At 63.5% G+C, this 23428-nt stretch carries 23 protein-coding genes; 12 read left to right on the plus strand and 11 right to left on the minus strand.

Features of this window, described 5'->3' with window-relative positions; genetic code table 11:
• Positions 1-8: 8 nt before the first annotated feature.
• Entirely contained in the window at positions 9-554 is a 546-nt protein-coding gene (locus K9857_RS06655) for a cytochrome b (RefSeq protein WP_224534098.1), read from the minus strand.
• Positions 551-1636, minus strand: coding sequence for a catalase family peroxidase (locus tag K9857_RS06660; RefSeq protein WP_224534099.1), 1086 nt, complete (start codon positions 1634-1636; stop codon positions 551-553). Before K9857_RS06660 ends, K9857_RS06655 begins: the two co-directional genes overlap by 4 nt.
• Before the next feature lie 156 nt (positions 1637-1792).
• Here K9857_RS06660 and K9857_RS06665 point away from each other — a divergent pair, with 156 nt between their 5' ends.
• Both K9857_RS06665 and K9857_RS06670 read left to right on the plus strand, forming a co-directional pair.
• Entirely contained in the window at positions 1793-2299 is a 507-nt protein-coding gene (locus K9857_RS06665; protein WP_224534100.1) for an RNA polymerase sigma factor, read from the plus strand.
• Positions 2296-3048, plus strand: coding sequence for an anti-sigma factor family protein (locus K9857_RS06670; protein ID WP_224534101.1), 753 nt, complete (start codon positions 2296-2298; stop codon positions 3046-3048). The genes K9857_RS06665 and K9857_RS06670 overlap by 4 nt, the downstream gene beginning before the upstream one ends.
• A 129-nt stretch (positions 3049-3177) precedes the next feature.
• On the opposite strand, the gene K9857_RS06675 is transcribed toward K9857_RS06670, so the two are convergent.
• Entirely contained in the window at positions 3178-4014 is an 837-nt protein-coding gene (locus tag K9857_RS06675; RefSeq protein ID WP_175377436.1) for an IclR family transcriptional regulator, read from the minus strand.
• 246 nt (positions 4015-4260) lie between these two features.
• Between K9857_RS06675 and K9857_RS06680 the strand changes: the two genes are divergently transcribed.
• The 7 genes from K9857_RS06680 to K9857_RS06710 all read left to right on the plus strand — a co-directional run bounded on the left by K9857_RS06680 (position 4261) and on the right by K9857_RS06710 (position 11043).
• On the plus strand, positions 4261-5286 hold the full coding sequence (locus tag K9857_RS06680; protein ID WP_224534102.1) for an ABC transporter ATP-binding protein: 1026 nt from the start codon (positions 4261-4263) through the stop codon (positions 5284-5286).
• The gene (locus K9857_RS06685; protein WP_224534103.1) at positions 5283-6152 is read left to right on the plus strand and encodes an ABC transporter permease; all 870 of its coding nucleotides are present in this window, start codon (positions 5283-5285) and stop codon (positions 6150-6152) included. Before K9857_RS06680 ends, K9857_RS06685 begins: the two co-directional genes overlap by 4 nt.
• Positions 6153-6158: 6 nt before the next feature.
• On the plus strand, positions 6159-6953 hold the full coding sequence (locus tag K9857_RS06690; RefSeq protein WP_224534104.1) for an ABC transporter permease: 795 nt from the start codon (positions 6159-6161) through the stop codon (positions 6951-6953).
• 7 nt (positions 6954-6960) lie between these two features.
• Positions 6961-7251 (plus strand): (2Fe-2S)-binding protein, encoded by a 291-nt coding sequence (locus K9857_RS06695; RefSeq protein ID WP_224534105.1) that lies wholly within the window; start codon positions 6961-6963, stop codon positions 7249-7251.
• A 259-nt stretch (positions 7252-7510) separates the two neighbouring features.
• Positions 7511-8866, plus strand: coding sequence for an NAD(P)/FAD-dependent oxidoreductase (locus K9857_RS06700; RefSeq protein ID WP_224534106.1), 1356 nt, complete (start codon positions 7511-7513; stop codon positions 8864-8866).
• Entirely contained in the window at positions 8863-9978 is a 1116-nt protein-coding gene (locus K9857_RS06705; RefSeq protein ID WP_224534107.1) for an NAD(P)/FAD-dependent oxidoreductase, read from the plus strand. The genes K9857_RS06700 and K9857_RS06705 overlap by 4 nt, the downstream gene beginning before the upstream one ends.
• A gap of 18 nt (positions 9979-9996) precedes the next feature.
• Positions 9997-11043 carry an ABC transporter substrate-binding protein gene (locus tag K9857_RS06710; protein WP_224534108.1) on the plus strand — a complete coding sequence of 349 codons (1047 nt, stop codon included), beginning with the start codon at positions 9997-9999 and terminating at the stop codon, positions 11041-11043.
• A 525-nt stretch (positions 11044-11568) separates the two neighbouring features.
• On the opposite strand, the gene K9857_RS06715 is transcribed toward K9857_RS06710, so the two are convergent.
• The 7 genes from K9857_RS06715 to K9857_RS06745 all read right to left on the minus strand — a co-directional run bounded on the left by K9857_RS06715 (position 11569) and on the right by K9857_RS06745 (position 17966).
• The gene (locus tag K9857_RS06715) at positions 11569-12540 is read right to left on the minus strand and encodes a spore coat protein U domain-containing protein (protein ID WP_224534109.1); all 972 of its coding nucleotides are present in this window, start codon (positions 12538-12540) and stop codon (positions 11569-11571) included.
• A complete protein-coding gene (locus tag K9857_RS06720) occupies positions 12537-14894 on the minus strand; it encodes a fimbria/pilus outer membrane usher protein (protein ID WP_224534119.1) in 2358 nt (785 codons plus the stop codon). Before K9857_RS06720 ends, K9857_RS06715 begins: the two co-directional genes overlap by 4 nt.
• Positions 14895-14945: 51 nt before the next feature.
• Positions 14946-15722: a molecular chaperone gene (locus K9857_RS06725; protein ID WP_224534110.1), complete on the minus strand. Its 777-nt coding sequence runs from the start codon at positions 15720-15722 to the stop codon at positions 14946-14948.
• Between the two features lie 30 nt (positions 15723-15752).
• Complete coding sequence (locus K9857_RS06730; protein ID WP_224534111.1) at positions 15753-16253, minus strand: spore coat U domain-containing protein; 501 nt, start codon at positions 16251-16253, stop codon at positions 15753-15755.
• Positions 16254-16257: 4 nt separating this feature from the next.
• Entirely contained in the window at positions 16258-16794 is a 537-nt protein-coding gene (locus K9857_RS06735) for a spore coat U domain-containing protein (protein WP_224534112.1), read from the minus strand.
• Positions 16795-16814: 20 nt separating this feature from the next.
• Positions 16815-17345 (minus strand): spore coat U domain-containing protein, encoded by a 531-nt coding sequence (locus tag K9857_RS06740; protein WP_224534113.1) that lies wholly within the window; start codon positions 17343-17345, stop codon positions 16815-16817.
• 93 nt (positions 17346-17438) lie between these two features.
• The gene (locus K9857_RS06745; protein ID WP_224534114.1) at positions 17439-17966 is read right to left on the minus strand and encodes a spore coat U domain-containing protein; all 528 of its coding nucleotides are present in this window, start codon (positions 17964-17966) and stop codon (positions 17439-17441) included.
• 284 nt (positions 17967-18250) lie between these two features.
• On the opposite strand from K9857_RS06745, the gene zapE reads away from it, so the two are divergent.
• A complete protein-coding gene (gene zapE, locus K9857_RS06750) occupies positions 18251-19381 on the plus strand; it encodes a cell division protein ZapE (protein WP_224534115.1) in 1131 nt (376 codons plus the stop codon).
• Positions 19382-19442: 61 nt separating this feature from the next.
• Positions 19443-20747 carry a protein kinase gene (locus tag K9857_RS06755; RefSeq protein WP_224534116.1) on the plus strand — a complete coding sequence of 435 codons (1305 nt, stop codon included), beginning with the start codon at positions 19443-19445 and terminating at the stop codon, positions 20745-20747.
• A 258-nt stretch (positions 20748-21005) separates the two neighbouring features.
• Here K9857_RS06755 and K9857_RS06760 read toward each other — a convergent pair whose 3' ends face one another.
• Entirely contained in the window at positions 21006-21710 is a 705-nt protein-coding gene (locus K9857_RS06760) for a YebC/PmpR family DNA-binding transcriptional regulator (RefSeq protein WP_224534117.1), read from the minus strand.
• A gap of 219 nt (positions 21711-21929) precedes the next feature.
• On the opposite strand from K9857_RS06760, the gene K9857_RS06765 reads away from it, so the two are divergent.
• Positions 21930-23336, plus strand: a complete 1407-nt coding sequence (locus K9857_RS06765; RefSeq protein WP_224534118.1) for a type VI secretion system Vgr family protein — start codon at positions 21930-21932, stop codon at positions 23334-23336.
• The last annotated feature ends 92 nt before the right edge of the window (positions 23337-23428 follow it).

Raw genomic sequence — 23428 nt, forward strand, 5'->3', positions numbered from 1 at the left:
GACTTAGATCAGCCGCGATCCCTGCCCCGCAACATGCTATCGAGCACATCATCACGTCGCACCCAACCATGGAACAACGCCGCCGCCAGATGCAGCAACACCGTCAGGAACAACAGATACGCCAGATACCCATGGGCCTTGCGCAGGAACGAGAACATCTGTGCATTGGCCGTCACGATGGAGGGCAGTTGCACCGAGCTGCTGAGCATCACCGGCTCACCGGAAGCGGAAATCATCGCCCAGCCCAGCAACGGCAAAATCAGCATCAAGGCATACAGCAAAACATGAGAAGCCTTGGCCGCCAGGACTTGCCAGCCCGGCATATCCGCTGGCAACGGAGGCTGTTGCGTGGAGAAGCGCACCACCAGACGCACGATCACCAGCAGCAAAATGGCCACGCCCAACGGCTTGTGCAGGTTGATCAGCCACTCATGACGCTCGGAAACCGAGGCGACCATGCCGGCGCCGATGAACAGCATGGCGATGATCATCAGCGCCATCAACCAGTGCAGCAGGCGCGCCAGGGGAGCGAAGTGTTTAGGTTGAGTGCTCATTGCTGGTCCTCCTGTTTGGCGGCGGGCAATTGGCTGACTTCGCTGGTGCGACGCAGGTAGGACGTGGCGTAAGCGGCGGAACGCGCGGCGAGCAACGGGTCGTCGGAGCCTTCGATGCCGGACGGCAACACCAGCGGGTCGTAGTTGATATCGCGGCATTCGCCACTGAGTTGCGGCTGCACGCTTTCCATCACCAAGGTGCCGGCGTTCAACACCTTGCGACCTTCAGGCCAGGGCTTGCTCGCATCGTTGACCGGATCGCCGGGGTTGGCCAGGGTGATCATCAACTGCCAACGCACAGGGCCTGCGGCGATGCGCTGCACCAGGTCTTTTTCGAGAAAATCGCTGCCTTCTGGCGCCGTCGCCCCAGGCGCATCCTGGGTCACCGGCACCATATTCCAGCGCACGGCCTGCTTTTGTCCGGCGGCGTTGACCAAGTAAAACGCGTTGACGCTGTTATAGGTTTCCGTCACATAGCTGGCCGAAGGTTTCGCGGTCTTGATCCAGGCCAGAAACGGTGCGGCTTCCGGGTGCGAACCGAAAAACGCCGGCACGGCGGCGGGATCGGGCTTGCCCGTCGAAGGCAGCGGAGCGGTCGCTTGCTGCAATTGGTAAAACGCCTCGGGCGTGCCCACCGGGAACACCGGCATGCTGTTCATCCCGGTCCGCCACTGCTGACCGTTGGCCTGGGTGAAGCGCAGCGCCATGCTGCGGATTGGTATCGCGCTGTCCGGTGTGTAGGGATTGCCCGGCGGCAAGGCCAGACGACCGACCACCGGCGTGCGCGCCTCATTGAACACCTGCGCGGTGGAGTAACTGCGCGCCTCGCCACTGCTCTCGAAGTGGCCGATCACACACACGCCCTTGGCGTGATTGCGGCGGAACCCCGGGTGCACGCCGTTGTTGGTTTCCAGCACGTTGACCAGTTTTTTCGGCGTCAGGCGTTGTGGGTCGAGGGTGCCATTGACGTAGGCAAAAGCCCCGGCCACGGCGGCGACCACCACGGCAATGCCGGCCAGGCGCAGCGTCAGGCTCGCGGCACTCAAGGGCGGCCGGGTTGGCGGTGATGAGCGATCTACCATGAAAGACTCCAGGGCCTGCGGCCACAAGTGAGAAGAATCAGGCAGACGAACCCCACTCGGGTTTATTCCATCGACTGGTATTTATTTTTTCAGACGTGGAATAACCTCGAGTGCCGGGCGTCTTCCTGGTTCAGCGTAGTGACAAGCCAGAACTCCATGAACGATATCGACGAACAACTGAGAGAAATCATTCCCAGATTGCGGCGTTTTGCAGGGTCCCTGACACGCAACCCGAGCAGCGCCGATGACCTGGTGCAGTCGTGCCTTGAGCGCGCGCTGTCGAGTTGGGGTGACAAACGCCCTGAAGGCGATTTGCGCGCCTGGCTGTTCGCGATCCTCTATCGGCAGTTTCTCGATGCTCACCGGCGCTCGCGACGTTATGCGCGGATGCTCGAGTTCTTCACCGGGCGCGACGACGCGCAGCCTTCGGTGGAGCGCACCGTGATCGCCCAATCGACCCTCAACGCCTTCGATCAACTGCCCACCGAACAGCGCGCGCTGCTGTTGTGGGTGTCGGTCGAAGGCCTGAGTTACAAAGAGGTCGCCGAGATTCTCGACGTACCCACCGGCACCGTGATGTCCCGCCTGTCCCGGGCCCGCCAGGCCCTGCGCCAACTCAGCGATGGCGAAATCACCCGCCCAGCTCTGCGGAGACTCAAATGATCAGCATGCCCCCCAGCGAGCGCGACCTGCACGCTTACATCGACCACCAACTGAGCGACGCCGACCGGCTGCTGGTGGAGACCTTTCTCGCCAGCCATCCGGAAACCGCCGCTCAAGTCCGCGCCTGGCAACAGGACGCCCAGCAACTGCGCGCGGCCCTGAGCGGCGCCTTGCAGCAACCGGCCAATCCGGACCTCGACCCGCTGCAGATCCGCAGCCGTCTGAAAAGCCAATTCCGACGCCATCTGGCCAGCGCCGCGGTGTTGCTGATCGCCGTCGGCATCGGCGGGGTCAGCGGCTGGCAGGCCCGGGAAATGACCCTGCTCAGCGCGGCGCAACCGATGGCCGATGCCATGCAGGCCTACCGGCTGATTGCCGAACAAGGCATGTTGCCCGCGGACTACAAGGCGGGCGATGACGGTGACATGCAGGGCTGGCTCGACCGTTACTTCACCCAGGCCAATCGCTTGCCGGATCTGACCGGTGCCGGTTTCAAACCGGTGAGCGGTCGCCTGCTGAGCACCGAACAGGGGCCGGCGGCGATGGTGGTGTACGAGAATCAGGGCGGCAACAAGATCAGCTTCTACGTGCGCCCGCCGGGGCCGAAGAATTTCATGTTGCCCAGGGGCAGTCGCAGTGATGGCGGGTTGCAGGCCGAGTATTGGTCGGGGGGCGGTTACAACTATGCGATGGTGAGCCCGACGGACACGCCGGCGGCGCGGATGCTCAGACAGACAGTGAATTTCTGAACACCGCGTACCCCTGTGGGAGCGGGCTTGCTCGCGAATGCGGTGTATCAGATAAACATTTGTCGCCTGACACTCCGCATTCGCGAGCAAGCCCGCTCCCACAAGGGGATCTGTGCTGGTGGGTAAAACTCAGCTCTGGCCAAACACCTGCGACGGCCGCCGCAACAACGGATCGAACGGATTGATCCGCGGCCCGATCAGCGCCGCTTCGCGCTTGAGCATCTCCACCACGGTCGGCAGGCGATCCGGGCCCAGTCGGTCGGTCACGGTGGCCACGCTCAACGCCGCCACCGCCCGGCCCTCGCGGTCGAGGATCGGCACCGCCACCCCGGCCATGCCCTGCAACACGCCAGTGTTGCGCCCGGCATAACCGAGCTTGCGCACGTTCTCGACCTCCGAGCGCAGGAACACTTCGTCATACAGATGGAAATCCTTGAGCCGCGGCAGGTTGTAGTGGATCACCGTATCGCGCTCCTCCTCCGGCAGGAACGCCAGAATCGCCAGGCTGCCCTGCCCCACACCGAGCGCCACCCGCCCACCGATATCACCGGTGAAGGTACGGATCGGAAACGGGCCCTCGCTGCGGTCCAGGCAGATCGCATCGAAGCCGCTGCGCGCCAGCAGAAACAGCGAGTCGCCCAGCGAAGCCGACAGCCGCAGCAACGACGGGCGCACCAGTTCGCGCAGGTTGCCACTGTTGCCCGCCCGAGCGGCCAGGGCGAAAAAGTCCAGGCTCAGGCGATAGCGCTTGCTGCGCCCGTCCTGCTCGACCATGCCTTCGTCCATCAGGCTGCGCAGCAGGCGGTGGGTGGTCGGTTGCGACAAACCGATTTGCTGCGCCAGTTGCGTCACCCGCTCGCCGCCCTCGACGGTGTCACCCAGCGCCCGCAACACGGCAAACAGGCGCGAAACGGCGCCGACACCGACTTCATTTTTGCTTTCATTCCGCTCAATGGAATCTGACATTGATTTTTCCGATATTTAATTTACTCACCGAATGAAACTGAAAATAGTCATCGATTCAGTGAAATAGGCCATTGAGCCCATCCTAGTCTTCGTCCTAATCTGCGTCCAGACAGGGGCGATTCGAACAACAGCGGCAGCCGACTCACATCGAGCGCCAACGCACCCCGCAAACATTTTTTCGTATCTGCCCATACAAAAAAGCGCGCCTTCAGGCTGCGCATAACAATCTCAGGTGGAGGCGCACTCATGGCTTTTTTGCAACTTCAGAAACTCGGCAAACGCTACGGTGAAATCGACGCCGTGGTTGCCACCGATCTCTCGGTCGAGAAAGGCGAATTCGTGTCCTTGCTCGGCCCCTCCGGATGCGGCAAGACCACCACCCTGCAAATGATCGCCGGCTTCGTCGAAGTCACCAGCGGACGCATCGTGCTGGACGGTCGTGACATCACTCACGCCAAGCCCGCCAGCCGGGGCCTGGGCGTGGTGTTCCAGAGTTACGCGCTGTTCCCGCACATGACCGTCAGGGACAACGTCGCCTTCGGCCTGCGCATGCGCAAGGTGCCGAACGCCGAGATCCAGCAGCGCGTTGAGCGGGTGCTGAAACTGGTGCGCCTGCATCAGCACGCCGAGCGGTATCCACGGGAACTGTCCGGTGGTCAGCGCCAGCGTGTGGCCTTGGCCCGGGCATTGGTGATCCAGCCGCCGGTGCTGCTGCTCGACGAACCGCTGTCCAACCTCGACGCCAATTTGCGCGAAGAGATGCAATTCGAGATCCGCCGCATCCAGCGCGAAGTGGGCATTACCACGCTGATGGTCACCCACGATCAGTCCGAAGCGCTGTCGATCAGTGACCGCGTGGTGGTGATGCAGTCCGGGCGCATCACCCAGATCGACGCGCCCTACACCCTCTACGAACACCCGCGCACCGAATTCATTTCCGGCTTCGTCGGCAAGGCCAATCTGTTGCCCGGCGAGCGCGACAGCGCCGGCGTGGCGCAGGTGTGCAATCGCGGCCAGGGCGAACTGACCCTGAGCCTGCGCCCGGAAAAAATCGATCTGCGCGACGCCGGCCACGGTCGCCTGCAAGGCAAGATCAGCAGCCGCTTTTTCCTCGGCAGCCAATGGCTGTACGGAGTATCGACACCCTTGGGCGAACTCAGCGTGGTGCGCCGCAACGACGGATCGGCCCCGTTGAATGAGGGCACAGCGGTGGGTCTGGATTGGGACACGGCGCTGTTGCGAGTGCTGAGCGTCGACGAGGTGACGGCATGAGTACCCTCGCCGCCATCCGCCAGGGGCGCCAGGGTTACTGGCTGTCGGCGCCGGCCCTGGCGCTGTACGTCAGCCTGCTGGTGATCCCGCTGCTGCTGACCCTGGTGCTGTCGTTCAACGTTTTCGACTACAGCTCGGGGATCAATGCCGAGGCCTATACCGCCGAGCACTACAGCAGCCTGCTGGGCGATCCGTATTTCTACGAGATCTTTCTGCGCACCCTGTGGATCAGCGCCCTGACCACCCTGCTCTGCGTGCTGATCGGCGTGCCCGAGGCCTACATCCTCAGTCGCATGGGCACCCCGTGGCGCTCGATCTTCCTGATACTGATCCTCACCCCGCTGCTGATTTCGGTGGTGGTGCGCGCCTTCGGTTGGAGCCTGTTGCTGGGCGCCGACGGTCTGGTCAATCAGGTCCTGCAAGCCCTCGGCGGCTCGCCGATGAAGCTGCTGTACACGCCGTTTGCGGTGGTGATCGCGCTGGTCCACGTGATGCTGCCGTTCATGATCATTCCGGTCTGGACCTCGCTGCAGAAACTCGATCCGGCCGGCGAGCAGGCCGCGCTATCCCTGGGCGCCAGCCAGTTCACGGTGATTCGCCAGGTGGTGCTGCCGCAGGTCATGCCGGGGATTCTGTCCGGCACGCTGATCGTGTTCGGCCTGGCCGCCAGTTCCTTCGCGATTCCCGGCCTGCTCGGCGGGCGGCGCCTGAAGATGGTCGCCACGCTGATCTACGACCAGTACCTGTCGGAACTGAACTGGCCCATGGGTGCGGCCATCGCCGTCGCCCTGCTGCTCATCAACCTGCTGATCATGCTGTCGTGGAACCGCATGATCGAAGGCCGCTACAAGAAGTCATTGGGATAATCCGCCATGTCCAGGAACGGTCCTTTCGCCCTGCTGTTTCACGCTCTGGTGGTGGTTTTCATGCTCGCCCCGCTGGTGGTGGTGTGCCTTGTCGCCTTCACCCCGGAGAACACCCTGAGTCTGCCGACCACCGATTTTTCCCTGCGCTGGTTTCGCGCGGTGTTCGAGCGCGCCGACTTTGTCGATGCGTTCTACAACAGCCTGATCCTCGCCTTTAGCGCGGCCTCACTGGCCACCATGATTGCGGTACCGGCGGCGCTGGCGATCACCCGATTCGAATTCCCCGGGCGGGATTTCTTCAACGGGCTGTTTCTGTCGCCGATCATCATTCCGCACCTGGTGCTGGGGGTGGCGCTGCTGCGGCTGTTCGCCCTGATGGGGGTCAACGGCAGCTTCGCCTGGCTGATCTTCGCCCATGTGCTGGTCATCACTCCCTATGTGTTGCGTCTGGTGCTGGCCTCGGCCATTGGCCTGGACCGCAGCGCCGAACACGCCGCGCAATCGCTGGGGGCCGGGCGCTTCACGCTGTTCCGCCAGATCACCTTGCCGATGATTCTGCCGGGGGTCGCTGGCGGCTGGCTGCTGGCGTTCATCAACAGCTTCGACGAGGTCACGCTGTCGATTTTCGTCACCTCGCCGGCCACGCAGACCCTGCCGGTGCGCATGTATGTGTACGCCACCGAATCCATCGATCCGATGATGGCGGCGGTGTCGGCACTGGTGATCGCGCTGACCGCGGTGACCATGATTCTGCTCGATCGGGTGTACGGCCTGGATCGGGTCCTGGTGGGCAAACAATGAGGGCGCCATGGCTCTGCTGAAACGACTGGCCGAAGGCGACCGCCCGGCCCTGGACTTTACCCTCGACGGCCAACCGGCCCGCGGCCTGCTCGGCGACACCCTGCTGACCGCGGTGCTGACCAACAGCGAACACCTGCGCGGCAGCGACTTCAGCGCCGAACCCCGCGCCGGCTTTTGCCTGATGGGCGCCTGCCAGGACTGCTGGGTCCGCCTGGGCGACGGCCGCCGCGTACGCGCCTGCGCCACCCTGCTCGAAGCCGGACAGCAGATCGATCGCGAACCGGGGCGGTGTTTATGAAGAGGCTCAAGCGCCAGACACAAAACCTGCGGCTACCGCCAATCCCCTGTGGGAGCGGGCTTGCTCGCGAAAGAGGTCTGTCTGCCAACACCATTGTTGAATGTGCCGCCGTCTTCGCGGGCAAGCCCGCTCCCACAGGGGGGACGGGCCAGGCACAAAATCGGCGGCGCGACTCAGTCCACTGTGGGAGCGGGCTTGCCCGCGATGAGGCCGGGACAGTCACCACCAATCACTCATCTGCCCAACAACCGAGGTGCGCATGAAGCCCGTTGTGATCATCGGCGCCGGCCCGGCCGGTATTCGTGCTGCGCAAACCCTGATGGCCCATGGCGTGCGCCCGGTGTTGCTGGATGAAGCCGCGCGCGGTGGCGGGCAGATTTATCGGCGTCAGCCGGCCAATTTCAAGCGCTCGCCGGTCAAGCTGTACGGCTTCGAGGCACGCAAGGCCAAGGCCCTGCACCAGACCATAGACGACCTGCGCGAACAGCTCGACTACCGCCCCGACACCCTGGTGTGGAACGCCGAAGACGGCGCCCTCGACACCCTGCACAACGGCCGCGCCGCGCGCCTGGAATTCTCCCGGGTGATCGTCGCCACCGGCGCCACCGACCGGATCCTGCCGGTTCCCGGTTGGACCCTGCCCGGCGTCTACAGCTTGGGCGCTGCGCAGATCGCCCTGAAATTCCAGGGCTGCGCCATCGGTGAGCGCGTGGTGTTCGCCGGCAGCGGTCCGTTGCTGTACCTGGTCGCCTATCAATACGCCAAGGCCGGAGCAAACGTCGTCGCGGTGTTCGACAGCTCACCCTTCAGCGCCCAGGCCCGTGCCCTGCCCGGCCTGCTGGCGCAGCCGGCCACCCTGGCCAAAGGCATCTATTACCGCGGCTGGCTCACCGCCCGCGGCATCCCGGTGCATCAGGGCGCCACCCTGAAACGCATCGACGGCACGGACCGCGTACAAGCGCTGAGCTGGTGCGATGCAAAGGACGAACACCACCTGGACTGCGATGCCGTCGCCTTCGCCCACGGCCTGCGCAGCGAAACCCAACTCGCCGACCTGCTCGGCTGCGACTTCGCCTGGAACCCGCTCAACCGCGCCTGGTTGCCACAACGGGACTCGACCGGGCGCAGCACCGTAGCCGAGGTCTACCTGGCCGGTGACGGCGCCGGAATCATGGGCGCCGACGCCGCGGAAATGGCCGGCGAACGCGCCGCCCTGGCCCTGCTGGAAGACATCGGCTACCTGATCCCGCCCGGCCGCGCCGAACACCTTGAGAAGTCACTACAACGAATCGGCGATTTCCGAGAGGGTCTGGAGCGCGCCTTTGCCTTTCCCGAAGGCTGGGCCGCCAACCTTGCCGACGACGTGATGGTCTGCCGCTGCGAAGAAGTCCGCGCCGGCGACATTCGTCAGGTCGTGCGTGAGGGTCACTGGGAAATCAATCGGGTCAAGGCCCACTGCCGGGTCGGCATGGGCCGCTGCCAGGGCCGCATGTGCGGAGCCGCCGCGGCGGAAATCATCGCCTGCCAGAGCCATCGCGCCGTGTCCGATATCGGCCGGCTGCGGGCCCAGGCACCGATCAAGCCGCTGCCTTTTGGCCTGGAGATCGAAGCATGATCGAAGTCGATGCAGTGATCATTGGCGGGGGCATCGTCGGCGCTTCGGCGGCGCTGTTTCTCGGCATGACCGGGCGCCGCGTGGTGCTGCTGGAACGGGACTTCTGCGGTTCACATTCCAGCGGCGTGAACTACGGCGGCGTGCGCCGTCAGGGTCGACCGCTGTCGCAATTGCCGCTGTCGCAACGCGCCCACGCCATCTGGGGGCAGTTGCCGCAGTTGATCGGAATCGACGGCGAATACCAGCGCAGCGGTCACCTCAAGCTCGCCCGCAGCCTCAACGATCTGCACTCGCTGCAGGACTACGCCGACCGCAGCCAGGGTTTCGGCCTCGACTTGCAGGTACTTGATCGCAAGGAACTGCGCGCGCGTTTTCCGTGGGTCGGTGACGTGGCAGTCGGTGCTTCGTATTGCCCGGATGACGGTCATGCGAATCCAAGGCTGGTGTCGCCGGCGTTTGCCCGCGCTGCGCGTCATCATGGCGTGCAGGTTCACGAACAATGCGCGGTCACCGCAGTGGATCACGACGGCCAGCGCTTTCGCATACGCACGCAAACCGGCCTGGAACTGCGTGCGCCCTGGCTGCTGAACTGCGCCGGTGCCTGGGCCGGGACCCTGGCGGCGCAATTCGGCGAGCCGGTGCCGATGCACTCCGGGCACCCGGCGATGCTGGTCACCGAACCGCTGCCGCTGGTGATGGACGCCAGCACCGGCGTCGAGGGTGGAGGCATCTATGCCCGTCAGGTCGCGCGGGGCAATTGCGTGTTGGGCGGCGGCCAGGGCTTTGCTCTCGACGATGCCCGCGCCCGCCCCGGCCAAAGCGCCGTGCTGGAAATCCTGCGCCAGGCAGTCGAGCTCTACCCGTTTCTCGAAGGCGCCCAGGCGATCCGTACCTGGAGCGGCACCGAAGGTTATCTGCCCGATCGCCAGCCGGTGATCGGCCATAGCCGTACCCAGCCAGGTCTGCTGCATGCGTTCGGCTTTGCCGGCGCGGGCTTTCAGATCGGCCCGGCGGTGGGCCAGGCGCTCACCGAAATCATCTGTAGCGGCGCGTCAAAGACGTCGCTGGATGCGTTTTCCATCACCCGTTTTCACTCCATCTCCGTAGCTTGATAGAGGAAGGTCGCGCCAATGAATAACGTCAAACGCACTGCTCTGCTCGGTTTGTCCTGCATGAGCGCCCTGCTCGCCGTCACCCAGGCCCACGCCGAGCCGACGCTGTACCTGGGCATGAACGGCGGGACCATGGAGCGGCTGTATGCCGACAAGGTCCTGCCGGCGTTCGAGAAGGCCAACAACGTCAAAGTGGTGATCGTGCCCGGCACCTCCGCCGACATCCTGGCCAAGGTCCAGGCCAGCAAGGGCAACCCGCAGATGCATGTGATGTTCCTCGACGACGGCATCATGTACCGCGCCATCGGCATGGGTCTGTGCGACAAGCTCGAAGATAACCCGACCCTGGCGCAGATCCCGGCCAAGGGGCGGATCAAGGATGAGGCGGTGGCTGTCAGCCTCGGCGTTACCGGGCTGGCCTACAACACCCGCCTGTTCAAGGAAAAAGGCTGGAACGCGCCGACCTCCTGGATGGACATGGCCGACCCGCGTTTCAAGGACAAGGTGGTGTTCCAGTCGATGGCATCGTCCACTTTCGGCCTGCATGGTTTCCTGATGTTCAACCGGATCCAGGGCGGCAGCGAAACCGACGTCGAGCCGGGATTCAAGGCCTGGCCGAACAGCATCGGGCGCAACGTGCTGGAGTACATTCCGAGCTCGGCGAAAATCTCGGAAATGCTCCAGACCGACGAAGCCGCCCTCTTCCCGCTGACCCCGACCCAGGTCACCGCCCTGAAACTCAAGGGCATGCCGGTGGAATACGCGCAACCCAAAGAAGGCGCGGTGGTTCTCAACGTCGCCGAATGCACGATCGCCAACAACACCCAGCCGGAACTGGCGCAGAAACTGGCTGCGTTTCTGTTGACGCCGGAAGCCCAGGCGACCGCGCTTGAAGATGGCGACCAGATTCCTTCCAACCCGAATACGCCGACTACTGACCGTACCCGTGGGCAGGTCGAGGCGATGAAACAGTATCTGCAGACCGCGATTGCGGTGGATTGGGATCAGGTGAATCAGCAGCGTCCGGAGTGGAATGCGCGCTGGAATCGGAGTATCGAGCGGTAATTTTCCCCTTACGATGATCGTTCCCACGCAGAGCGTGGGAACGATCGATATGTGGGGTATGAGGGTGGCAGCTGTACGCAGATTAGCGAACCGGAAGGTAGATTCCGGCAGACCCAAGGGCCTTCCACGTACAGCCACCATATCGAAAAGCTGCGACACCCAGACGATAAAATGCAGCACCATTCCCCACAAGCCAGCCGATTCCGGCAACTTTGTAGGCCCTTGCCCACAGCCCTGTAGCCTCACTCTGTAGGAACGAGCTTGCTCGCGATGGTGGTGAACGATGGCGCTGGCTGCCTGAATGCCTGCGGTGCCTGGACACTCATCGCGAGCAGGCTCGCTCCCACAAATGGGTTGGGTACACTCGCATAATTCAAGTCGGCTTTAGGGCCGCCTTCGCGAGCAAGCCCGCTCCCACATTTTGAACTGGGTGGATCCGCGATTTAAGCGTCGGCTGTGAGGCCGCCATCGCGGGCAAGCCCGCTCCCACAAGGGGCGTGGCAGGCTCGTGAAATGGGTGCGGACTTAAAACCCCACATCCAGAATCACACTGTCCAGATACGTTCCCGCCGGCGGGGTGGTCTGATCGGTGTAGATTTTGGCGTTGTAATTGAACACCTGACTTCCCGTCCCCAACCCGTTCCCCGGATTGATCTCGGCATCCGAACTCGCCCGACGCGCAGCCCCGACGCTGCCCCAGCGGGTCGTGCCGGCGCTTTTGAAAATGTCGTAGGCCAGATAATTACTCCCGGAAACCATGCGCCGACGCCCGCCGACGCTCACCGGATTCTGCCCGTCGCTCAACCCGACGGTATACGCACTGCCCTTGGTGCACGCCAGGTTGATGGTCTGCCCGGTCACCGGCGCAAAGGCGCTGACCACTGGCGCACTGCCAAAGGCGATGTTCGGGGCGGTGATGGTGCAGTCGTTGGCCACCGTCAGGTTGACCGTGAGCGAAGTGGTGCCGCTGGCGATGTCGCGTCCGATGCAGATAGCGCCGATACCGATGCCCGAGCAGTAATTCCAGTTCCAGAAAATACTCAACGTTTCGGTGTAGACCCCGGCGGCGACATTGCTGCCGATGGTAGTGCCGAAATACAACGGTACGGTTTTCGGCACCGTGCCGCCGAGCAGACCAAGCGCATCGATGATGCCGTTGCGGGCGAAGTCGTATGCGATGCCGCGGGTCAACGGGTAACTGGTGCTGTTGTTGGCGTAGATCGTGTAGCCGATTACGTCTCCTGTGGGGCCGACCAATCCGCCTTGGGTCGAGGTCACGGTCGCCCAGAAGTGATCATTGTTAGTCAGCAATGACAACAGCGAACCGGTGCAACTCAAGCCCCCGTTGAGTGTGGAACCAGGCTGCGCCGTGGTGCGCAGGGCTATCGAACTCAGCGAACCAAAACCCACCGGCGTAGTGGTGACCACCGAGCACAACGCCCAGGCCGAACCCGGCAGCCCCAACGCCAGCGGCAGCAAAAACTTCAAAGCCTTCATTGACACACCAACGGCCCGATCAGCGGGATCTGTTCCTGTTTCGTATCGACGTCAAACTGCACCCGGCAGCTTTTGCCATCGGCCAGTGTCACCTGCAAAGTGTTCTGCTGTTGCAGGTTCTCCAGATACACCAGGCCGTCCCACCCCACCACGGTCTGCGTACCGCTCTGCTCATGCATCACGCCACTGCCCAGAGGCAATTCCTGCTGCCGCGCATCCACCAGAACAATGCTCGCGGCAATCACCCGGCTCAACGGAAACTCCAGCAGATAACCACTGCCACGCCGCACCGCGATGCGCTGTTCGACGTTCGGACTGCGCACGTTGGCCGGCAGGTTCAGTGGATCGATTTCGTATTTGCCGCGGTAGTAGGCGCTGCTCCACGGCACCAGCAGGTGGCCGTTGCGATCGGTCTGGCCGACGGGCTGGTTTTCGTAGCGCACCGGGACGTCGGCGTAGCCATCGGTGCTGACCACCACAAAGGCATCATCGATGCGATTGGCGGCGAATACCTGTCGATCCATCCACACCAGCGAACCGCTGGCGTCGGCCCAACGGGTTTCGGCCTCGCTGGTGCCGTAGACCCCGGCCTGCAATTGCACCGATTGCAGGCGCCAGGTCAGGTCGGCCTGACGATAATCCGGCCCGTCCCCTTTGGCGTAACCAAGGTTGAAGCCCACCCCGCCCTGAGTCGGTACGGCACGGCTGTAGTTGACCCGCTGCAGGCTCTCGCCGTTCTTGCCGCGCTCGCTGCTGATCGCGAGGCTGCCCTGTAGGTCGAACGGAATCACCAGTTGCGCCTGCACCGCCCAGTTGCTGTCGCCGATTTCACGGTTGGCCGACAGGTAGAAACTGGTGCTGCGCCACAACGATTTGCTCCACGTCAGGTTGAGCAGACGGGTGCGTGAATCGTCCGCCGCGCGCACATCGAAATAGCCGGCACCGAGGCTGCCCCAATCGTTCAGGTTGACGCTCAGGGTCGCCTGTTCGCTGCGCTTGCTCAGGGTCACGTAGGGTGTGTCGACCAGCGTCAGGTCCGCGTATTGATCACGGCGTTGCAGGCGCTGATACGAAAAGCTGTAGCGCTGGTTGCTGTACTGATAGCCGAGACTCAGTTGCTGCCCGCTTTCGCCGTCGAAACGGCTCTGGCTGACGGCACTGTTGAGCACGCCGAAATTGCCCAGGCGCACGTTGCCGCCGACGCCGCCGAGGGCCAGGGAGTCCGAGGCTTCGGCGTGGCTTTCGAGGGTGAAGTTGTCGCTGAGGCCATAGCGCAGGCTGCCGGAGGTAACGCCGGGGCCGTAACTGAAATCCCGCAGGCCGTAGTCCTGGCGCAGGGTGCCGGCCGCCACGGAAAAGTCCGACAGACCTTTTTGCAGCAGGCTGCTGGTGACATAGAACGGCACGGTGGTGGAGACCTGGCGCCCCAGTGCATCGGTGGTCACCACCACGGCTTCGCCAGCACCGTTGATGAACGGAATGTTGGTCAGGGTGTAGGGACCGGGCTGCAATTCGGCGCTGCTGGATTTGTAGCCGTTGATGAACAGATCCACCGAGGACGGCACGGCAGCTTCACCGGCGAACTGCGGCAAGGGATAGGTGACCAGATCCGGACGCACGCCGAAATCCCGCGACAACTGCACCCCGCCGATACGCACCGAACTGCTCCAGGGCAAGGCGCCGCTGACCAGGTCGCCGGCCTCATAGGTCAGCATTCGGTCGTCATCGGAGAAACGCCAGGTGGTGTCGTAGCGCAGGTAGCGATTGTTCAGCGTGCCCAGCTCTTCCCCGGACAGCGTGCGGCGGTACTGTCCGGTGTTGGACAGCGTGCCCCAGCTGTCGAACAGTCGTACTTCGTTCCATGCCGCCAGGTAGGTGCCGGCATCGTCGGTGTCGTTGAGGTACAGGTCATAGTTGAGCAAGGCGCCGAAGCTGCTCAGGGCCGGCGTGCGCGGATAGGCTTCGCGACGGCCGACGAACTGTTCGGGCAACCAGTCCGGCGGCACGTCGAGCAGCAGACGCTGGGCGTTGCCGTCGTACTCGCTACGCAGGCCGGGCACCTGATCGAGGCCGACTTCGGCGCCTGTGCCCTCGGGCAATTTCATGCCGGTATCGCGCAACACGCTGGCAGACAGGAAGAACTGCCCGTTGCGCTGCTCAACCGCAACGACCCGTCCGGTGTTCATCTGGTTGACCACCAGTTCCAGGAACAACTGTGCATCGGCAACAGCCTCCATGCCGCTGGGCGGAGGCGGCAGGTCACCGGCCTCCACCTGATGAATGACCACCAGGCAACACACACAGCCCATGGCCCAAGACGGACACCGGAAACTGCGAGCCCGACCCTGGCTCATTGCCGCTTTGTCCATCAATGGACCTTGTCTCCTTTTTCAGCCCACTACAGGTCAACGCGCCGGCGCCACACTCTGCACCTGCGCCGCCCCATTGACCCGCACCTGCAATCCCGACTCGCCCGCCACCGGGCCCGGTGCCGGCCAGCGCATGATCGCGCCGGGCAGCACATAGCCCAGTAACCCCTCCACCAGCGGCTTGCTCTGCCCGCCCTGTTTGAGCGCCACGTCGGTCAGCCGCGCATGCACCGCGCCCTGGTTGCGCACTTCCACATAGGGTTTGCCGTCGACCGCCACCGTGCGCCAGCTCAGGTCCGGCAGGCCGATGCCCTTGGGATCGCGCGGACGGGTGGTGTCTTCCTTGCTCCACAGCCCTGCGCCATAGGCAAACAGCGGCACCGAATAGCGCATCTGGAAGCGAATCGCCGCCGCAGTCTTGCCGTCGTCCGCAGCAGGCGGTTTCGCGGACGGGATTTCATCGATGATGATGCGGTAGGCCAGTTCCTGCCCCGGCGGGATTTCCTTGGTGCGCGTGAGACGCACCAGCTGTTTCTGCCCCGGCTCGATCTTCGCCACCGGCGGACTGCCGATCACGTCGCGCTGGTTCTGGTACTGATCGCTGAAGCCGCTCTGGCTCCACGCGAACACGCGGATCTGCAGATTGGCGGTCTCGTTGCCACGGTTCTCCAGCCACAATGCGCTGGCCTGCTGATCGGCTTCCAGCACCGGATCGATCGGCCAGATCAGCACTGAACTCGCCGCCTGCACATTGGCCGCCCCCAGCCACAGCAGGGCCAGAAGCCCATGACGCATGAGCGAAGATAAATACATCCACCATCTCCTTATGATCCGTTCATCCCGTCACCACGACAGCTGCACCTGCAGCACATCGCTGTATGTCCCCCCGGGTTGATTGCCCGGTAACTGCACCTGGCCGTAAATCGGCAGGCGAATGTTGTTTGCATCGCTGTAGGCCACCGCCACGCTCTGGCCGATCCCCAGGCTCTGGCTGAACGCTGCATCGCGAAACAGCTGATACGCGACCCGGTTGCTGCCGGTGCCGAGCTGCATGTTGCGCCCACCGTTGTTGTACTGCCCGCCATCGACACTCATGTTCAGGGTCACCCCCGGCGTGCATTGCAACTGCACGCCACCGGTCAGCGCCACCTGCACGGTGCCTGTGGCCAACGCCGAGCGGCTGCCGAAATTCAGGCTGCCGTAGCTGGACACCCCACCCACCACCAGGCACCCCGCGGTCACGGTAGCACTGACCTGAAAGCTCTGGCTGGTGGCCGCCGTCAACGGCACAGGCGTACTGCCCGCGCATATGAGCAGCAGCGCCGAACAGCCCTGGCGCAACATCGCACTAGAACGTCAGTTCGACGGAAATGGTGTCGGTGTAGGTGCCCGCCGGCAGCCCGGCCTTGCCCACCGCCTGGCCGTAGATGTTCACGGTCTGCGCCACGCCGGTGCTGGCGGCGAGGTTGATCACCCCGTCGATGGCCAGCAGCTGCGAATGCCCGGCGTCGGTGTACAGATCGTAGGGCACGTAGTTGGCGACCCCGTCAAACAACGCCCGGGTTCCGCCCGGCGACTTGCCGTCGTTGGCGCCGGCGCGAATCTTCACCGCCGGCGTGGTGCCGGCCGAGCACAGAATCGACAGCGCCCCGCCGCCACCGCCCAGCACCTGTCCGGTGGCAGTGGTGAACAGGCTGTTGGCGGTGCCGAAATTCAAGGCACCGAAGTTCAGGTTGGTGGAGCCGCCGCCACCGTTGACCTGGCAGCTGCTGATCAGGATCAGGCTGGAAGTGATCTGCCCGGTGACCGTTGTCGCCGCCTGCACACCGCCCGCCAGCGCCAGGCCGAGCAATGACAAACCTATCCTTGATGCACACGTACGCATGGTGTCCTTCCTCTACGGGGTTACCAGTCCAGCGTGACCGTCAGGGTGTCGGTGTAGACCCCGGCCGGTAACGCGCGGGTGTTCGCCACCACCGAGCCGAATACCGGAATCGGTATCTGCGCCCCGCTGGTGACGGCGAAATTGTGTTGTCGACCGATGCTGTAGCTCTGGCTGCCGGAGGCATCGACGAACAATTGATAGGGAATGGTCAGGCGGCCGTTGCTCAGGCGCCGGGTGTTACCGTCGCCGTGGGTGCCGCCGTCGATGGAGACGGTGAAACCGGTGACTGAAGGGTTGCAGGCCACGTTCAACTTGCCGCTGGCCTCATCGCCGAGGCTGGCCTTGATCGGGGCGCTCCATGTCGGACCCTGCTGACCGAAATCCAGGGTGCCGAGCGCGCTGACCGGGCTGTCGGGATTGCCGGCATTGGTCACTTCGCAGCCGGCAATGAGCGTCAGCCGCGCGTGGATCTGCCCGCTGACCGCCGCTTGCGCGCTACCGGCCAGCAGCGCCAGCAGGCCTGCGGCAAACACCTTGCACAATCTCGTCATCACTCCAATCCCAACTCCTTCAGGATGTTTGAAGCGGCGCTCGCGGGCGCCCCCTTCCCTGCGCAACCCGAATCCATCGGGTTGCCTGTGTATTCACCAGATGACCGTCACCTTCACCAGGTCCGAATAGCCGCTGACCCGGGGAATCTCCGCCAGCGGTTCGATGCGGGCGTACAACGGCAGATCCACGGTACCGGTGTCCGGCACCCGACCGCTCACCGGCACGTCCACCGCCAGCGGAATGCGCCGCGCCGGGTCCTGATAGAGCCGATAGGGAATGGGTTTGCTGTGTTCGGCGCTACCGGCCATGTAACGCACATCGCCGACGCCACCATGCAGGCCGCCGTCGACGCGCAGTTGATAGGGTGTATCGGGGTTGCATTCGAGGCGCGGCAGGCGCCCGTTGGTGAGCGCCGCACCCAGCGGCCCGCCGGGATTGTCCAGGCGCGCGGTGCTGCCGAAGTCCAGCACGCCCAGTTGTTCGATGCCGGCTTCGCGTTGTTGTCCGACCAATTGGCAGCCGCGCTGCACGTCGACCCGCACCTGAACCTGAAGTTCGGCGGCCGACACCAGCGTACCGAGTCCTGCACCCAAGGCTGCCAACACCACACGTCCTTTCACGGCCCCATTCCTTATTGCGGGGTGTCTTGTAGGACTGAGGTTAGCAACGGGTCGGAAAAGCGCCAGCGATGTTGCGGAAATTGGATCCATGGCAACACAGGGACTTCGCGCAGTTATTGCGGAAAGTCTCACCGAAGTGACGTGCAATTAGCTGTACATGCCGCAGGATTTTGTCCAGTAACGCCCACGTCCTTTTGACACAACTGGAAGCAAATTAACCTGCTGGTTACACTATGTCCCCGCAGCTCAGGGAGCCTGCTTGACGAAAACGGGGTGAACTCACATTGGCTGTACCACCGCCAAACCGCTCGCGACCTGCATCGCGCTGGCCATCGTTGCGCCGCCTGTTCGGCAAGGCGTCGACAACCCCGGCACCCGGCACCGCAAGCGGTCGGGTCATTCACGACTACTTTCACCACAAGGCCCATTCCCAGGGCTACACCTTGAGCCACAGCCAGCAACGGGTGATCGATTGCATGGCCCAGCATGCGACGTCGCTGCTGGGTGCCGGGGCGAAGACCCTGCCGGGGCTCTATCTGCATGGCGCCGTGGGTCGGGGCAAAAGCTGGCTTCTGGACGGTTTTTTCCAGGCCGTTCCCCTGGCGGAGAAACAGCGCCTGCACTTCCACGAGTTTTTTGCCCGCCTGCACCAGGGCATGTTCGATCATCGCGATCAGCCTGACGCCCTGGCCACCACCCTCGATGAATTGCTCAACGATTGCCGGGTGCTGTGTTTCGACGAATTCCATGTCCACGACATCGGCGATGCGATGTTGATCACGCGGCTGTTCAAGGCTTTGTTTCGCCGCGGCATCCTGCTGCTGGTCACCTCCAACTACCCGCCGGAAGGCCTGCTGCCCAATCCGCTGTACCACGCGCGGTTCAAGCCGGTGATCGACCTGATCAACGCGCGGATGCAGGTGATGGAGGTGGGGGGGCCCCATGACTACCGCAGTCAGGCCAGGACTCACGCGCAGCAGCTGTTTACCCAGGGCCAGTACGTGTGGCCCGCCACGCTGGCTCAGCGTCAGGCCGCGAACGTACCTGTTGTCGATGCGCCAGCCATCGCCCTGCCGGTCGGCACACGCCACCTGCCCGCCCGCTACTGTGAAGGGCGCACCGTCGGCTTCACCTTCAGCGACCTGTGCGACCAGCCCACGGCGGTGATGGATTATCTGGAACTGTGCCGGCGCTTCGACCACTGGATCATCGACGAACTGCCCAACCTGGCCGACTGCTCAATTGCCGCCCAGCAGCGTTTCATCAATCTGGTGGATGTTCTGTACGACCAGGACAAGCACCTGATCCTGCTGGGCCAGCGTTCGCTGCGGGAAAGCCTGGATGGCGAGGCGATCGACCTGGCGCGCACTCGCAGTCGGTTGGGGCGGTTGGTGGAGGTTCGGGAGGCGGTCTGACGGCCACCCTCATTCCCGCTATCATGCCGCCCATTCCCTCGATCAACGGCGAACCCTCTTCATGCACACCCTTGAACAACTGCGCGCCGGATCGCTGGCGGGCGTTACGCGGCTGGATTTGAGCTGCGGCCTGACCGAGTTTCCCGGGGAAATCTTCGATCTGGCCGATTCCCTGGAAGTGCTCAATCTCAGCGGCAATGCCTTGAGCAGCCTGCCGGACGACCTGCACCGCCTGACCCGCTTGCGCGTGTTGTTCTGCTCGGACAACCAGTTCACCGAACTGCCCGCCTGCATCGGCCAGTGCGCGGCGCTGACCATGGTCGGTTTCAAGGCCAACCGTATCGAACACGTACCTGCTGCAGCGCTGCCGCCTTTGTTGCGCTGGCTGATACTGACCGATAACTGCGTCGAGTCCCTGCCCAACGAACTGGGTGAACGCCCGCACCTGCAAAAACTCATGCTCGCGGGCAACCGCCTGACCTGCCTGCCCGAAAGCCTGCGCAACTGCCACAGGCTCGAACTGATCCGCATCGCCGCCAACCAGCTGACTGAATTGCCTGAATGGCTGCTCTCGCTGCCGAGCTTGTGCTGGCTAGCCTACGCGGGTAATCCGCTGGAAAACGAAGCGGCACTGCAGGCCACAGCGCCGATTCCATGGTCTGAACTGCAACTCGAGCAGCAACTCGGCCAGGGCGCTTCGGGGGTGATCCATCGCGCGACGTGGACGAGATCGGGCCAACCCGCCACAGCCGTCGCCGTCAAACTCTACAAGGGCGAAATGACCAGCGACGGTTCGCCCCTGCACGAGATGAACGCCTGCATCAGCGCCGGCCTGCACCCTAATCTGATCCGCATCGAAGGGCAGATTTTCGATCATCCGCAGCAAACCGCCGGGCTGGTGATGCAACTGATCGAGCCCTCGTTCCACAACCTCGCCGGGTTGCCGAGCCTTGCGTCGTGCAGCCGCGACGTCTACGCCGAAGACACCCGTTTCAGCGCCGATGTCGCCCTGCGCATCGCCCGTGGCATTGCGTCGGTGGCCGGGCACTTGCACGCGCAAGGCATCACCCATGGCGACCTCTATGGTCACAACATCCTGTGGAACGCGCAGGGCGATTGCCTGCTGGGCGACTTTGGCGCGGCGTCTTTCCACGCGACAGAGGACACCCCTGAAAGCCGGGCGCTGCAACGGATCGAGGTGCGGGCGTTTGGGGTTTTGCTGGGGGAATTGCTGGAGCGGATCGACGCTGGATTGAGCGATGAGACGCGTGCGGAACTGGAGAGATTGCAGCAGCGCTGCTGTCAGCCGGATGTGCTGGCGCGACCGGGGTTCGAGGAGATCGTTCGGGCGTTGAATGATCTGTGACCGCTGCGCGGTCAATCGCGAGCAGGCTCGCTCCCACAAGGGCCGGGTTGTTGCCACCGATTTTGTGTCCGGCGCATAACCCCTGTGGGAGCGGGCTTGCTCGCGAAGACGGCGGCACAGGCAATATGTGTAGCGACTGACAGACCGCTTTCGCGAGCAAGTCGAATCGTCGCACCGCCGCTCCCACAGTTTGACCGAGCTATGCAGTCCAATGTGGGAGCGAGCCTGCTCGCGATGGCGGTCTACTGAATCAGCAGATTAACCGGCCAGACCGACAAACATGTCCTGCACGTCGTCGTGGTTATCCAGGCCTTCCAGGAAAGCCTCGACTTCAGCCATCTGCTCGTCGCTCAGGCCGCTGACCGGGTTCTTCGGCTGGTAGCCCAGCTTGGCCGACAGTACGGTGAAACCTTGTTCAGGCAGGGCTTTCTGTACGGCATCCAGATCGGTGGGATCGGTCAGGAACAGGGTCGCGCCCTCTTCGCCCGGTTCGAAATCCTGGGCACCGGCTTCAATGGCGGCCATTTCCGGATCGGCGTCCGGGGTGTCCGGCGAAGCTTCGATCATGCCGACGTGGTTGAAGTCCCAAGACACGGAACCGGAAGCGCCCAACTGGCCCTTGCGGAAGGCGACGCGGATTTCAGCGACGGTACGGTTGATGTTGTCAGTCACGCACTCAACGATCAGCGGCACCTGATGCGGAGCGAAACCTTCGTAGGTCACGCGATGGTATTGCACGGTTTCGCCGAGCTGGCCGGAGCCCTTCTTGATCGCACGCTCCAGGGTCTCGCGTGGCATCGAGGCCTTCTTGGCCTGTTCAACCACCAGGCGCAGGTGTGCGTTGGTGGCGATATCGGCGCCGTTGCGCGCAGCAATGGTGATTTCCTTCACCAGTTTGCCGAAGATCTTGCCCTTGGCGTTGGCTGCCGCTTCTTTGTGTTTAACCTTCCACTGTGCGCCCATTACTCACTCTCTTGTCTTGAGGCGCCGAAACATCTATTGGCCGACGCATGGCGGCAAGTTTATACGGCCTAAAGTTGGCAATCGACCAAAAATTCTCGCGTCCTGTCGACAAGTTCTACAAGCCTTGTAGGGCATTTCTGAATCTTCGCTTTGCGGTGACTACAACCCGCTGGGGTTTCGTACCCTCTGCGCCCGTCCTCCGTAGCAGAAGTGCGCTCGATGTATAACGACAAGGAAAGCCCCTTCACCCTGACCCTCCTCGACCACGATCTGAGTTTGCAGGTGCTGCAATTTCACGGGCATGAAGCCCTCAATCAACCCTACCGCTTCGACATCGAAGCCCTGGGCCTGGCGCCAGCCATGTCCCTGGAACCCTTGCTGCACCGGCCGGCGCACCTGGACCTGGGCCACGGCGCCGGGTTCCACGGTGTGCTGCACAGCGTCAGCCGTGAATACCGCGGGCCTTATCAGGTCGCCTACAAACTGGTGCTGGTGCCTGAACTGCTGGCCCTCGATACGTACAGGGCTCGACGGGTCTTCGAACGCCAAAGCGTGCCGATGATCCTTCGCCAGTTGCTTGCGGAACGCGGCTTGCCCGACAGCGGCTACCGCTTTGAACTGTCGACCGGAAGCTATCCGTTGCGACCGTTCTGCATTCAGTACGAGGAAACCGACCTGGCCCTGCTGCACCGATTGTGCGAGGAAGAAGGCATCCACTATCACTTCGAGCATGAGCGCGAAGGCCATGTGCTGGTGTTCGCCGACGACTGCCTGAGCTTTCCCCAGGAACCGTTGTTGATAGCATTCGATAACGCGCCCGTCGTCGGCAGCCCGCCGACCATCAGCGAACTGTTCCAGCGTCATGACGCACAAGCCCGGCCAGCACACTCGGAGAGCCGAGAACGCGGTGTCGAGGCCGGTGACGACAGCGCGGCCAATCACCCCTTCAATCCAAAGAAATCGCCGCTACCGCGCCCCGGCATCGAACAGCGTCACCGCGAGCAACTCGCCCGACGGCAGCTGGAGCGCCTGCGATGCCGGCAGGTGCAGATCCACGGTCAGAGCAATCATGGGCAATTGCGCAGTGCGCAGATCGTACAGGTGGCCGAACACCCGTTTTCGCCATTCAACGATCAGTGGCTGGTGACCCAGACGCGGCATCAAGGTTCGAGTCCGGCGGCCGATGCGCCCGTCCCGCTGCCGCGTTATCGCAATCACTTCAGCGCGATGCCCTGGTCGACGGTGTTTCGTCCCGAGCACGTTCACAGCCGGCCAAACATTCCCGGCTATCAACCCGCCCGGGTGTGCGGCGTGGCCGGAGAGCCCACGGTGCTGGATGATCGGGGCCGGATGCAGGTCAACTTGTGGCCCACGCCGCAGAGCGATCCCCAGACAGGTGGCGGGGTCTGGATCCCGGTCGCCTTGGCCGCGTCGGACGCCCCGCTCGACCCGTCGCATATGCCACTGGCGGGCAGCGACGGGCTGGTCAGCTTCCTCGACGGCGACCCGGACCGGCCGGTGTTCTGCGCCAGTCTGGTCCAGCGCCAACCCTCTCGCCCAGCCCGCACCCCGGAGCCGCGCAGCGATACCCGGTTGTTGCTTGATTGGTTGATCAGGGGGCCTTGACTCCTGCCACCGGTGCATAGCTGATGCGAACACATTATCTGAAGCAGACACATACCTGTGGCGAGGGGGCTTGCCCCCGTTGGGCTGCGAAG

The sequence above is a fragment of the Pseudomonas sp. REP124 genome, assembly GCF_020164475.1.
Classification (GTDB): domain Bacteria; phylum Pseudomonadota; class Gammaproteobacteria; order Pseudomonadales; family Pseudomonadaceae; genus Aquipseudomonas.

Coding starts and splice junctions, on each gene's coding strand:
- K9857_RS06730 (WP_224534111.1), bottom strand. CDS start 16,253: ATGTTGCGCCAGGGCTGTTCGGCGCTGCTGCTCATATGCGCGGGCAGT.
- K9857_RS06760 (WP_224534117.1), bottom strand. CDS start 21,710: ATGGGCGCACAGTGGAAGGTTAAACACAAAGAAGCGGCAGCCAACGCC.
- K9857_RS06680 (WP_224534102.1), top strand. CDS start 4,261: ATGGCTTTTTTGCAACTTCAGAAACTCGGCAAACGCTACGGTGAAATC.
- K9857_RS06710 (WP_224534108.1), top strand. CDS start 9,997: ATGAATAACGTCAAACGCACTGCTCTGCTCGGTTTGTCCTGCATGAGC.
- K9857_RS06715 (WP_224534109.1), bottom strand. CDS start 12,540: ATGAAGGCTTTGAAGTTTTTGCTGCCGCTGGCGTTGGGGCTGCCGGGT.
- K9857_RS06735 (WP_224534112.1), bottom strand. CDS start 16,794: ATGCGTACGTGTGCATCAAGGATAGGTTTGTCATTGCTCGGCCTGGCG.
- K9857_RS06695 (WP_224534105.1), top strand. CDS start 6,961: ATGGCTCTGCTGAAACGACTGGCCGAAGGCGACCGCCCGGCCCTGGAC.
- K9857_RS06685 (WP_224534103.1), top strand. CDS start 5,283: ATGAGTACCCTCGCCGCCATCCGCCAGGGGCGCCAGGGTTACTGGCTG.
- K9857_RS06660 (WP_224534099.1), bottom strand. CDS start 1,636: ATGGTAGATCGCTCATCACCGCCAACCCGGCCGCCCTTGAGTGCCGCG.
- K9857_RS06670 (WP_224534101.1), top strand. CDS start 2,296: ATGATCAGCATGCCCCCCAGCGAGCGCGACCTGCACGCTTACATCGAC.
- K9857_RS06690 (WP_224534104.1), top strand. CDS start 6,159: ATGTCCAGGAACGGTCCTTTCGCCCTGCTGTTTCACGCTCTGGTGGTG.
- K9857_RS06675 (WP_175377436.1), bottom strand. CDS start 4,014: ATGTCAGATTCCATTGAGCGGAATGAAAGCAAAAATGAAGTCGGTGTC.
- K9857_RS06720 (WP_224534119.1), bottom strand. CDS start 14,894: ATGAGCCAGGGTCGGGCTCGCAGTTTCCGGTGTCCGTCTTGGGCCATG.
- K9857_RS06705 (WP_224534107.1), top strand. CDS start 8,863: ATGATCGAAGTCGATGCAGTGATCATTGGCGGGGGCATCGTCGGCGCT.
- K9857_RS06665 (WP_224534100.1), top strand. CDS start 1,793: ATGAACGATATCGACGAACAACTGAGAGAAATCATTCCCAGATTGCGG.
- K9857_RS06700 (WP_224534106.1), top strand. CDS start 7,511: ATGAAGCCCGTTGTGATCATCGGCGCCGGCCCGGCCGGTATTCGTGCT.
- K9857_RS06765 (WP_224534118.1), top strand. CDS start 21,930: ATGTATAACGACAAGGAAAGCCCCTTCACCCTGACCCTCCTCGACCAC.
- K9857_RS06655 (WP_224534098.1), bottom strand. CDS start 554: ATGAGCACTCAACCTAAACACTTCGCTCCCCTGGCGCGCCTGCTGCAC.
- K9857_RS06740 (WP_224534113.1), bottom strand. CDS start 17,345: ATGACGAGATTGTGCAAGGTGTTTGCCGCAGGCCTGCTGGCGCTGCTG.
- K9857_RS06755 (WP_224534116.1), top strand. CDS start 19,443: ATGCACACCCTTGAACAACTGCGCGCCGGATCGCTGGCGGGCGTTACG.
- K9857_RS06725 (WP_224534110.1), bottom strand. CDS start 15,722: ATGTATTTATCTTCGCTCATGCGTCATGGGCTTCTGGCCCTGCTGTGG.